General features: G+C 71.7%; 8 protein-coding genes and 1 pseudogene. 1 reads left to right on the top strand and 8 read right to left on the bottom strand.

Features of this window, described 5'->3' with window-relative positions:
* Nucleotides 1-25: 25 nt before the first annotated feature.
* Nucleotides 26-645, top strand: a pseudogene (locus ACZ561_RS01045) (transcriptional regulator); the annotation flags it as partial.
* A gap of 234 nt (nt 646-879) precedes the next feature.
* Here ACZ561_RS01045 and ACZ561_RS01040 read toward each other — a convergent pair.
* The 8 genes from ACZ561_RS01040 to ACZ561_RS01005 form a co-directional block, all read right to left on the bottom strand.
* A complete protein-coding gene (locus tag ACZ561_RS01040; protein ID WP_470988002.1) occupies nt 880-2952 on the bottom strand; it encodes an MMPL family transporter in 2073 nt (690 codons plus the stop codon).
* A 294-nt stretch (nt 2953-3246) separates the two neighbouring features.
* Complete coding sequence (locus tag ACZ561_RS01035; RefSeq protein ID WP_470988000.1) at nt 3247-3735, bottom strand: MarR family winged helix-turn-helix transcriptional regulator; 489 nt, start codon at nt 3733-3735, stop codon at nt 3247-3249.
* A 37-nt stretch (nt 3736-3772) separates the two neighbouring features.
* A complete protein-coding gene (locus ACZ561_RS01030; protein WP_470987997.1) occupies nt 3773-4039 on the bottom strand; it encodes a hypothetical protein in 267 nt (88 codons plus the stop codon).
* Between the two features lie 234 nt (nt 4040-4273).
* Nucleotides 4274-4519 carry a Trm112 family protein gene (locus ACZ561_RS01025; RefSeq protein WP_470987994.1) on the bottom strand — a complete coding sequence of 82 codons (246 nt, stop codon included), beginning with the start codon at nt 4517-4519 and terminating at the stop codon, nt 4274-4276.
* Complete coding sequence (locus tag ACZ561_RS01020) at nt 4516-5421, bottom strand: DMT family transporter (protein WP_470987991.1); 906 nt, start codon at nt 5419-5421, stop codon at nt 4516-4518. The genes ACZ561_RS01025 and ACZ561_RS01020 overlap by 4 nt, the downstream gene beginning before the upstream one ends.
* A gap of 3 nt (nt 5422-5424) precedes the next feature.
* Nucleotides 5425-6219, bottom strand: coding sequence for a class I SAM-dependent methyltransferase (locus tag ACZ561_RS01015; protein ID WP_470987989.1), 795 nt, complete (start codon nt 6217-6219; stop codon nt 5425-5427).
* Nucleotides 6216-7829, bottom strand: coding sequence for a condensation protein (locus ACZ561_RS01010; protein ID WP_470987986.1), 1614 nt, complete (start codon nt 7827-7829; stop codon nt 6216-6218). The genes ACZ561_RS01015 and ACZ561_RS01010 overlap by 4 nt, the downstream gene beginning before the upstream one ends.
* Nucleotides 7826-12112: an alpha-(1->3)-arabinofuranosyltransferase domain-containing protein gene (locus ACZ561_RS01005; RefSeq protein ID WP_470987983.1), complete on the bottom strand. Its 4287-nt coding sequence runs from the start codon at nt 12110-12112 to the stop codon at nt 7826-7828. The genes ACZ561_RS01010 and ACZ561_RS01005 overlap by 4 nt, the downstream gene beginning before the upstream one ends.
* Between the last annotated feature and the right edge of the window lie 16 nt (nt 12113-12128).

Here is a 12128-nt window from a genome sequence, read left to right as displayed (position 1 = left end):
GGCAGTCACGCCGGGGCGCCGGCGACGCCTCGACGGTCCGGCCATGGAAGGGCTGCTTCAGGAGGTTCCGGCGAAGTACGGGCTGGTCACCGCATGGGAAGAGATCATGGCCCCGACGCCGCACGCGGTGGGCCGGAAGTGGGAATCATCCGACGACCGCTCGTCGAGGTGGAGCACCTGCTCTCCTGGCACGTCTCCACCGCGCTGCGACGAGCCGCCGTCACGGGCCCGGCAACCGCCTCCTCGGCCGCTCCGGTCGTGCTGGCCTGCGTCCCCGCGGAGCAGCACACGCTGCCCCTGGAGGCGCTTGCGGCGGGACTGACCGAACAGGGCCTGCCGACCAGGATGTTCGGCGCGGCCGTGCCCGCGGAGGCCCTCGACGCGGCGGTACGACGGTCGGGGCCGACCGCCGTGGCCCTCTGGTCCCAGGTGAGATCCACCGCGAACCACTCCTTGGCCCGGCACGTCGCGGGTACGGCGTTCGGTGTACTGGGAGCACGCACGGCTCCCCTCGTTCTTCTCGCGGGCCCCGGCTGGCTCGGCCGGACGCCCGCGCCCGGCATGGCGCGTCCCACCGGACTGCGCGAGGCGATCGGCGTGATCTCCCGGCTGTACGGGGAGCCGGCCGGGCGCGCCGCAGGCTGACACAGGTACGAGGACGGCCCGTGGATCATCCTCGGCTCCGGTCGTCGCCGGATCGGCGGAACGCGGCGCGGTGGAAGCGCGGGACGTCGGCGAGCATCCGCAGATGGCGGCCATCCACCCGTACGGGAGGCGAGGAAGCCTCGGCACGGAGGGCGCCCCGCCGCCGCCGGGTTCAGGGCGAAGGGGGCGTCTGCGGCAGGCGATCGAGGGCGTTCGCCCTCGATCGCCTGAACGTCAGGGGCGGTGCCGGAGCGAGCCCGGCCACCAGACCGCGGGACCGATGTCCCTGACGAGGGCCGGAACCAGGAGCGACCGGACCACCAGCGTGTCGAGCAGGACGCCGAAGGCGACGATGAAGGCGATCTGGACCAGGAACGCCAGCGGGATGACCCCCAGCGCGGCGAAGGTGGCGGCGAGGACGACACCGGCCGAGGTGATGACTCCTCCCGTGGCGACCAGCCCTCGGCGCATGCCCTCGCGCGTGCCGTGCAGCACCGTCTCCTCGCGCACCCGCGACATGAGGAAGATGTTGTAGTCGACGCCGAGGGCGACCAGGAAGACGAATCCGTACAGGGGTACGGCGGAGTCGGTTCCGGTGAATCCGAAGACGTACTCGAAGACGACGGCGGCGACGCCCAGCGTGGCCAGGAAGTTGAGCCCGACCGTCGCCACGAGCAGCACGGGCAGCAGCAGGGAACGCAGCAGGCCGACGAGGATCACCAGGATGATCGCCAGCACGACGGGGACGATGAGCTTCCTGTCCCGTTCGGCGGTGACCTGGGTGTCGTACCGCTGGGCGGTGTAGCCGCCGACGAGTGCGTCGGCGCCCTGTACCGCGTGGAGGGTGGTACGCAGGCGGGCGACGGTGTCCTTGGCGGCGTCGGAGTCCGCGGCGTCCGCGAGGGTGACGTCGATCCGGACGCGCCCGCCCGCGACGAGCGGCTGCGTGGTACCCGGTGCGGCGAAGAGAACCGCGGAGTCGACTCCGTCGACACCCCCGGCGGCGGTGCGCACCTTCTCGGCGGCACCGGCGCCGGCGATGACGACGGCGGGGTTGCCCGCACCAGCGGGGAAATGTTCGCTCAGACGCGCCTGAGCGGCGACGGAGGGGGCGTCCTTGACGAAGATCTCGTCGAGCGGCACTCCCTTGGAGTCGAGCGTGAAGGAGAAGGCGGCACAGGCGAGCAGGGCGGCGAGCGAACCGGCCCAGACCTTGCGCGGTGCGCGGTCGACGAGCGCCGCGACCTTGCGCCACACGGGGTGTGCGTCGTCGCCGGTACTCGCCTTGGGGCGGGCCGGCCAGTACGCGGCCCGGCCGAGGAGTACCAGGACGGCGGGAAGGAATGTCACGGCGCTGAGCACGGCGCAGGCGATGCCGATGGCGCCGACGGGGCCGAGGGCGCGGTTGTTGGTGAGATCGCTGAAGAGGAGCGCGAGCAGGCCGAGCGCGACGGTCGCGGCGCTGGCCACGATCGGTCCGAAGGACTGCTTGAGGGCGGCCCGCATGGCCGCCACGGGGTCGCCGTTCCGCAAGCCGAGCTCCTCCCGGTAGCGGGCGGCGAGCAGCAGGGCGTAGTCCGTGGCGGCGCCGATGACGAGGATGGAGAGGATGCCCTGCACCTGCCCGTCGACCCGCACGATGTCGTGATCGGCCAGGACGTACACGACGGCGCAGGCCAGACCGAGGGCGAACACCGCCCCGAGGATGATCATCAGCGGGAGCAGGACGCTCCGGTACACCAGGAGCAGGATGACCAGGACGGTCACGAGGGCGACGACGAGGAGGAGACCGTCGATGCCGGCGAACGCGTCGCCGAGGTCCGCCTGCGTGACGGCGGGGCCGCCCAGCCACACCTCGGTCCCCGGCACGACGGAGACCGCGGCGTCGACCTCCTCCAGTGTCACCGGCAGCTCGTCGCCGAGGTCGGTGCGGAGCTGAACGATTCCTCGCAGTGCCTCGCCGTCTTCGGAAGGGAAGGCCGGGGAAGGCGTGCCAACGACGCCTGCGGTGCCCTTCAAGGTGAACAGGGCCCGGGTGGCGGCCGCCTGTGCCGACGGATCGATGCGATCTCCGCCCTCGGCGGTCCAGAGAATCAGGACCGGAAGGGTCTTCTCCTGGCGGAACGCCTCCTGAGCCCGCAGGACCTGTGTCGACTCCGCGCTGCGGGGCAGGAAGGCGGCCTGGTCGTTGGTCGCGACCTCGCCGAGCTTGCCGGCGTAGGGGCCGAGGCCTCCCCCGATGACGAGCCAGACGACCAGCACGAGCAGCGGCAGCAGTCTGCTCGCCCACCGCAGGGGTGTGGACATGAACACTCCAACGTCTCTCAACAGTCAACAATCTCAATGATCAAGATAGATTGAAGCATGGACCATCTCGGGCACCGACAGTCAGGGCATACGGGGCTCCCGCGCCCACACCGATAACCGAATCACCGATCACCGGCCACCACCCCGTCTTCCGCGCACCGGTACGACACGGATGCAGCCATCGAGAAACGGGCGTCGCCCATCGCTGGGGCAGTCGGGCGCGGGGGTGGTACTTCGTCGACCCGTACGTGCCCCTGGAGGAGATGCCGGCCGCGCGAACCGCACGGGGCTGCGTCAGCGGCGGGGAACGCGCAACTCGCCGAGCTCCTCGTTCAGCGCGTCCAGATATCTCAGAACGACCGCGAGTTCGTCCTCTGTGAAATGGCCGCGCGCACGATCCGCCGCCTGCGCGAGCGGCATGAAATAGGCCCGCGCGACTGCTCGGGCTCCCGGGACGTAGTGGATGCGTACCACCCGCCGGTCGTCGTCGGCCCTGCTGCGCCGGATGTGACCGGCCTTCTCCAGGCGGTCGAGGCAGGCGGTCACCGCGCCGGATGTCAGGCCGAGATGCTCCCGCAACAGCCCCGGGGTGGCCGTATCGGGGTTGTCGAGCACGAACGAGAGCGCATGGACGTCGGTGGGGTGCAGGCTCTCGGTCGAAGCGAAGCCATGGACCAGGCGGTTCATCTCACCGATGGTCCGACGCAGAGCGACCCCGAACTTCTGCAGATCGGCCCTGCTCCCGGTATCCGTCTCGATCGTCTCCGCATGCCCGTCATCCACACGGTCAGCCTATGCGGACGCCGTGAGGAACACGGAATCAGCCGCCCTCCGGTCGGCGTCCCCCACCCGGGCACCCATGGTGGACCTCATGACGTGCTCCTCCCTGGTCCCACAGACAGACGACCGTGCGGTCGTCGTCGTACGTCTTGGCACGCAACTGCGCCTGCCACAAGAAGTCGGAGGGCGTCGGAACCTCGCTACGGCCCCAGTAGTCGGCCAGGCGCATGACGAATTCACGTTCCTGGATCAGTGGGTTCGTCATGCCGTCGGTGCCGAGCAGAACGACATCACCCGGGACCGACACGAAGAGGCGCGTTCTTCGACGGACACGTCAGCTCTTCGTCGGGCTCGGCCTGGGCGACCTGATCACGATCTGCGACCGGGCCCTGATTGAGGTGAACGAGGGAGCTGGCAGAGTTCCCGTGGTTCCTGAGTGACTCGCACAAGAGCTACCCGAGGAAGCTCAGCCGCACCTGACGCTCCGCGTGGTCCTTGTTCGTGTCCACCAACCTCCGCGCAGGGACAACCCCGACCGTATTCAAGCGCTGTCCCGGCCAACGGAGTCGGATGGTCCGGCGGACACGTCATGGTTGTTCTCGATCACAGGTTCCTCCTCGACGGCGGGCACGCCGGAGGAGGGAAGCAGTTGCGGAACGCCGTCGATGATCGGATAGCGGCGGCGCAGGCGCGGGTTGTAGAGAGCGCCCCCGGTCTCGTCGAGGATCAGCGGACCCTTGTCGAGCGGGCAGGCGAGGATCTTCAGCAGCGGGTTGTCGGGCTTCATGACCGGGCTCCTTCGGAAGTGGGGGTGTCCGCGTCGTGTCGCGGCAGGGTGAGCAGGACCGTCAGTGCGAGGGCGGTGCCGCCGAGACGCAGTAACAGCCGCAACGAGTCGTCGGGCAGCGGTTCGTCGAACGCGATCGTGCCGCTCACGATCGTGAACACACAGGTCACCGTCGTACACACCGGGACGATCAGTGACGCCCGGCAGCGCTGCAGCGCGGTCTGCGACAGCACCAGTCCGCCGACCCCTGTCAGAAGGAGGAGGTACGGGTAGGGGGAGGCGAACAGGACGGGCACGGAGGCCAGGAGGTCCGAGGTGTCCAGATGCCCGGAGACGCCCTTGATGGCCAGCGAGCTGACTCCGTAGATCAGACCGACGGCGACCGCATAGGCCACTCCGGTGGTCGGCTGCCGATGGCGACGGCGGGCGCGCCGCTCCGCGGCTGTGTACAGCACCAGCCCGGCCGCGAGGGTCGGTACACACAGGGCCAGCAGGATGCCGGTGGGCGCGCTGCGGCTGATCTCCTCGCTGGTTCCGTACAGCGAGGCCACCACCATCACCAGCGCCAGACCGATGACGGCCACCGCACGCCGCTCGCGGCCGGAGGGGCGTTCACCGAGCACCACCGACGAGAGCACCAGCAGGAGGACCAGGCCGGACAGGAACAAGCCCTGGGCGGCGGCGATCGGCAGTGTGCGGTAGACGGCCAGTTGCGCGGCGAACCCCAGGGCCAGCGCCATGGCCCCGCAGATCCACAAGGGTCTGCACGCCAGCAGGATCAGGGCGCGGCCCGGCTGTGCGGCGCTCAGCCGCGGCATGCCGGCGAGCGCACGCTTCTCCAGGACGAAGCCGGTGCTGTACAGGACGTTCGCCACCAGCGCGGCGATCACACCCCACACCACGGGCTACACCTTTCTCGCATGCACGAGGAGGATGGAGGCGAGGGACGGCAGCCCGCAGGCCAGGCGGTCCAGCGGGCGGAGCGGTCGCGGCACTCCGTGGAACGGCGCACCGGCGACCGACACCACCTCGAACCCGGACGCCGCCACGAACTCGCGCAGCGCGCGCGCCGTGTACAGCCTCAGATGGCCCACGACCTCCCTGCCCGGTCTGCCGTGGATGCGGCGCAGACTCACCTCGGAGAACACCGGCTGGACTCCGGCGAGCAGCAGGGCGCGGTTGTACCAAGCGCCGAGGTTGGGCGTCGAGAGCATCAGATGCCCACCGGGCCGCAGCACCCTGTGCAGTTCGTCGAGGGCACTGTCGGGGTCGACAAGGTGCTCGACGACTTCGCTGAACAGCACGGCGTCGGCGCTGCCGGAGGCGAACGGCAGACCACTGCCGGTCAGCTCGCCGCGGACGACCTGGCTCAGGCGCGTGGCCGCCCGGAGCAGCGCGTCCTGCGACCAGTCGATCCCCACGACGCGGTGCCCGTCCAGGACGCGGGCTGCGGTCGCGCCGGCCGAGCCGTCCCCGCAGCCCACGTCGAGCACGGTCGCGGCCGGGCGGCCGGGCCCGACGGGGCCGAGCGCATCGGCCAGCATCCGGGCCTGACGCAGTGTCCGGGCTTCCCCGGAGGCGACGGGAACGGCGGGGTTCTCGTAGAAGTCCCGCAGCCCGGGGACCGGCCAGCTCGGCGAAGTCACCGCCGCTTCGGGCGACTTCCCGGTTGCTGCGGAGCCCTTGGCGGAGAGGGTCATGACGGCCTCTTCCAGCTGTCGTGGGTGGAGCGGGCTCCACGTGGTGTCGAGTCGGGATGGGGTGTGTCGCGGTGGTACGGCCCGCCCGGGCTCCGGGCGTGATCCCGGGCCGGGGAGGCCTCGGTGTCCGCGGCGGTGGCGTCCCCCTCCCGGATGCGGGCTCCCGGCCCCGTCCCAGGAGCGTTTCCCCCGGCCGGGGTGAGCGACGTCGCCGACAGCGACTCCTCGAACAAGCCCACCAGATCCGCACCGGCCGCGTCACCGAGCAGCGCCCGCGACCAGCGCAGCGTCACATGCAGTCGCCCGCCGGTGGAAGCCGCCGCCACGCTCAGCCCGCGCGGCATCCGTGCCGGTGCGGAGAACCACACGGCTGTCGCCCGGCCGGCGTCGCCGAAGTCCAGTTCGTACGGCACGCGTCCGATGTTGGTGACCAGCGCCGTCGACGTCCAAGGCGCCGCCGCCCGCCGTGCGCCACGGGTGAGCACGCCCCGGATGCCGACCGGTAGCAACGGCGCGGTCAGCAGACTCGCCCCGGCGCCCAGAGGGGCGCCATGGGCCGACTTCAGCGCGCGGGTACGCCGAGCCGTCGTACGCAGCAACCGGGTCACGGCTGCCGGGTCCGGCCGTTCACCGAGCAGCAGGTCGGTGTCGCGCGGGTCCTCGGAGGTCATGGCCACCTCGACAAGGCGGGTTCCGTTACCCATCGGCATCTCCGTGCCGCGCGGCCGGTCGTCCACGGGCATCGTGATCCTCACCGGACCGGCCGGCCGGCCTTGCGAGACGTTCCAGCGGCCCACCATCAGCGATGCGGCGACCAGCAGTTGGTCGTTGACGGTCCAGGGCTCGAGGCCCCCGCTCCGCGCCGCACGCCGTGGAACGGGCAGGTCCGCCTGCAGCATGCCGTTGCCCACGGCGCGGGCACGTACCGGCCGGGGCCGGGAGTCCGGCGCGACGCGTACGGGGCGCGCACGTACGGCATCGCCGGTGCCGCCGGTCAAGCTCGGAGCCTGACCCGAGCGCTCCGGACGGACCCGCCCGGTGACCGGGAGGCCGGTCACGCCGCCGTACTGTTCGGCGGTCGTGGCGAGCACCCGCAGCCCCGACCCCGCGTCGAGGGCCGTGTGATGCATCGTCAGCAGCAGCACGGTCCCGGTCCCGGAAGCCACGCGCGCCGCCGACGGCTCCGGGGCGGCCGTTCCACCGTCCACCTCGACGACTTCCAGGCGCATCGGCGGCGACAGGGTGAGCGGCGGGCATTCGCTCAGGGCGCGGGCCCGGGCCCCGGCCAACGCGTCGGGGCCCCGTCCCGCGAGGCTCACCGGGTCGCTGTCCGGTTGATCGGTCAGCTCCCACGCGAAGGACCGGCGGTGCCGACGGCCGGGCACTTCCCGCATCAACGCCCTGGGGTGTGCCAGCAGCGCCCCCCGGAAGGCGGCCCGCAGCCGTGCCTCGTCCAGCCGTCCGGGCAGATGGACCTCGATGTGCACGCTCTCCGGTTCCTCGTCACTGAGGCAGTGCCGCGACACCTCGTCGACGGTCGGAAAGGGAATCCGGACCGTGCCGGGAGGGGGCGTGCTCCCCCTCCCGGCGACGGTCCACGGCGCGATCACGAGGGGCCACCGCCTTCGGGCCGCCAGAGAGGCGGCTCGGGCCGGTGCCCTTCGCCGGTGCTTCGCGGCCTGGCCGTGACGACCGGTCCGGCTTGCGGCGCGTCGGCACCGTCGTGGTCCTCATGTCCGTCGTCGTGCCCACGCCCGGCGGCCACGGACTCCGGCCTCACCGCCGTCACCAGCGCGGCTGCCAGGGCCACAAGCGCGAGCACCTGCGCCAAGCCGCTGAACGCGCCCTCCCCTGCGGCAACCGGCTCCCCGGCGCCCACGGCCGCGACGAGGCCCGCTCCGACCATCGCCGCCGCCGCGGTCGGCACGAGGACGGCCGGGCGGATCCGCGCCGCCACAGCGAGTACGGGCACGACCAGAGCCGACGGCCCCGCCGCGACCGCGACGACCGCGGTCAGCGCAAGCACCCCGAGCAGCATCCCCGGGGCCGCTGGTTCGGGCAGCCTCTCGTCGGCTCCACCGGCGTGACGCCGACGGCCCACGAAGGCCAGGACGACGAGGGCGAGGAGCGCGATCGCACCGCCGATCAGGGCTGTTCTGTACGGCCCGGAGGGCTCGAACTCCATGGTCACCGTGCCGGACGCCCCGGCCGGTATCACCCAGGCCTGCTGCCAGCCGTCGAGGCGCACCGGCTCCAGCTCCCTGCCGTCGAGCGTGGCCTTCCAGCCGTCGTTGGCGTTCTCGAAGGTCCGCAGGTACGCGGCCCCGCCGGAGCCGGCCGACACCGAGACGGTCCGGTTGTCGTCGGTCCACCTGGTGACGGTGGCCTCGCGACCCGCCGCTCCCGCCGTCTTCTGCGGGGTGCCCCGGGTCAGCGTGACGTCGGTGATCGCCAGCGGGCCCGCGTCACCGGCCTCCACCTCGTGATCGCCGGACGGAAGTTCGAGGGTGCCGTCCTTCTCCTCCCCCGCGCAGAGGGCGACGATGACGGGGCGCCGCTCGGTGAGGTCCCGGACGAGTCCGGAGGCCGTCGTCTTGTGCAGGACACCGCCCACAGCGAGGTCCGGGCCCTTGCCGCACGGCAGCGAGAAACGCGCGGACGGCTTCGGCGGCGGCACCCGCAGATCTGCGAGTGCGGGAACATGCACCTCGCTCAGCCCGACCGGCAGCTGCAACTGCGCGTTCGCCACCGGATTGTGGACGGTGAGCGGGGCGACCCTGCTGATGGTGATGTCGAGCCGGTTCGTCTCGATCTCCGGGAATCGGGCCCGCCCGTTCTCGTCCACGTCGGCCACGGCGGCGCCGCCCGGGGAGCTGATCATCACCTGTTCGGGCCGGGTGGACACCCCGCCCGCCGGCGCGAGGACGATCTCGTCGATCTTCGTCTTCTTGGGCCAGCTCAGGTGGACGACCGGCCGGTCGCCCGCTATCCAGGCGGTCGTCAGATCACCGTCGACCAGGTTGCGGGCGCTGAGTGACGAGCCGTTGCGGCTGGTGGAGTCAACGGAGGCCGTCAGCCGGTTCTTCGATCCGGGGGCCGAACGGTCCAGAAGTTCGTCCAACGGGCCGCCGGGTACCGCGACGGCTCGCGCCGACAGCTTGTACTCGCCCGATTCCTGGGTGGTGAACCGCCGGTGCAGTCCCACCTCGGCCGATACGGGCGACAGACCGCCCGCGTCGGTGCCCCGGTGCAGGGAGTACACGGTCGTCGCCGCGTCGGTGCGCTCCGCGTCGGCAGGCAGCGCCAGCATGCGCGTCACCTGCACGTCCGGGATCGCCACCTCGGAGAAGCCGGCGCCGGACAGGCCTGGTCGGGCCTGTTGCGCGGCAACGACGGTGATCTTCATCCAGGTCGCCTCGCCGGCCGGAGCCCTGACGGTCTGCGGCAGGCCGTTCGTCTGCAGCGGGCTTTCGGCCGCACCGCGGTCGGTCTCGATCCGCACCTGCGTGGGCGCCGCGCGCATGGAGTCGCCCGGCAGGGGCGTCAGCTGGACGGAGGCCGGGATGTCGGTCGGCCGGGAGAACTCGACCTTGAGCCACTGGCCGACCGGCCTGCCCGGGCTGCCCTCGGCCCACGCGGTGTCCGGGTTGCCGTCGAAGGCGTTCACCGGGTCGTACTGCGGCTGGTGGAACAGCCAGTTGCCGCTGCTGGAAGCCGTCACGGACTCGGCACCGCGCAGCACCGCCGTCGTCTGGTGGTCGGTGCCCTCCGACGGCAGGATCTGCTTGGGCTTCTCCCCCGGGTTCTGCAGGCTGCCGGAGTGATTGCGCTCGTCCGCCGTGTAGGTGTACGAGGTGTTGTTGTTGACCAGGCCGAACCGGGTGTCGGCTCGGCGCAGCCCGTCCGCGACCGCCTTCACCGGTGCGACCACGCCCTGGGGAAGCCCGTCCCCTGCCAGCACGGCCGGCCGCTCGGCCATCGAGGGGTCGGCGGACAGCTGGAGCAACGACTCGGGTCCGCCACTGACCACGGCCGTGTCGGCCACGGCCGAGACACCGACCCTGCCGGGCCTCCCGTCACGGTCCTGCGGCTCGTAGATCTCCACGGCCTGGAGCCGCGGGTAGAGCCCCTGCACCTGGAGCGGGGTGTCGGCGGCGATGCGTCCGCCGGTCACCAGCGGGCCGAACCCGGCGACCTTGCGGTAGCCGGACGACTCCAGGGTCCGCTTCACCGTCTGAGGCGGGACATAGCCGATCTGGTCGGGGTCGAGGTCGTTGCGGACGACCACCTCGTGCATACCGGCCCGCGCCAGGTACGCCCGAAGGCCCGGAACCTCGGTGCCGGACAGCAGCGCCTGCTCGACGGCGTCCGTCATGCGGCGTGCTCCGGGAGTGCCGAAGGGGACGAAGTCACGCTGTGCCCAGGGGGTCTCGGCCAGCACGTCGAACGGCTGGTCGATGGGGGAACCCCAGGTGTAGATGCCGTGCGCCGTCGCCGGGACGACCAGCGCACGGTTGTCGGGGGCGTTGTCCTCGAGCCAGCCGGCGGCCTGCTCCCAGTGGGTGGGCAGCTTGGTGAACGCCCCGGGCTGCAGGATCGATCCGTTGACGTACGGGAGCGCCAGGCCGGGCAGTACCAGCACCGCCGCGGCCGCAGGCACCCAGCGCCGACCGCGGAGTGCGCGGGAACCTCTGCTCTCGGACAGCACGGCCGTCAGATGGACCAGTCCGAGGGTGAGCGCGAGGGCCAGTCCAGGCTGGAACTTGTAGATGTTGCGGAACGGCTTCAACGGCCCGTTCAGCCAGTCCTGGACGACCCCGTGGAACGGACCGCCGAAGGCTCCTCCGTACCCGGCGAGCGTGATCAGGACGACGGCCAGGACGGTCAGCAGCAGCCAGCGGCGCTCCGGCAGGTCCCGCCGGGCCAGACCCGCGAGTCCCAGCGCCGCGGCGAACGCCGAGCCGAGGATGGTGACGACGGAGGTCGCGACGGCCCAGCCGGCCGGCAGCCATGCCTCACCGAAGTTCAGATAGGCCACCCAGTTACCGGCGCCGCGCAGCAGCTCGGTCGCGGACATGGTGGCGGTGGTGGTGTCGGCCTGCTCGACGTACGGCATGAAGTTCTCGCCGTGCATGCCGAGCAGGAGAAGCGGCACCACCCACCAGACGGTGGCCAGCGCAACTCCCGGTATCCACCAGCCCAGCAGCGCGCGCCGGCGCCGGCCGGGCGGGCGGCTGAGCAGGTAGAGCCCCACGGGCAGCAGCGCGGCCAACGTGGAGGCGGCGTTCACGCCACCCATGAAGGGGATCAGCAGGGCCGAACGCGCGGCGGCCATCCGGTGGCTCAGCGTCGCGGAGGTCAGCGGCAGCAGCACCCAGGGCAGCAGGGCGCCGGGCAGCGCGGCGGCGGACGTCGATCCGATGACGATCGTGAAGGTGGGCCACAGCGCGTACGCCACAGCGCCCAGGAACCGGGACGCGGGTGTCCCCACGCGCAGCCGCTCGGCGAGCCTGAGCGCGCCCCAGAAGGCGGCGGTCACGATGATCGACAGCCAGAGCCGTTCGGCCAACCACACCGGAACCCGCAGCAGGTCCATGAACGCGTAGTAAGGGAGCGCGGGAAAGGCGTAGCCGATGTACTGGTTGGCTATGCCGCCGAGGCCCACGTTGCCGTTCCACAGCGAACCGAGGTCGCCGAGGAAGCGCCAGGGGTCGAGGGCGACGCCGAGTTTGGTCTCGAACGTCATCTTCCCCGGTGACACCGCGAGGAACGACACCAGCACGACGGCCCAGAAGCCGAACAGCAGGCGTCGTCCGCGCGGCTCGCCGAGCGCCGCCGACGGCGTCGGGCCGGGCTGCGGCGCCCGGGTGGGCGCCTGGACCGTAGTGGTCATGACCGTTCCTCGCTTC

It is taken from the genome of Streptomyces sp. NPDC039609 (genome assembly GCF_055596705.1).
This window is presented reverse-complemented; position numbering and strand designations above follow the sequence as displayed.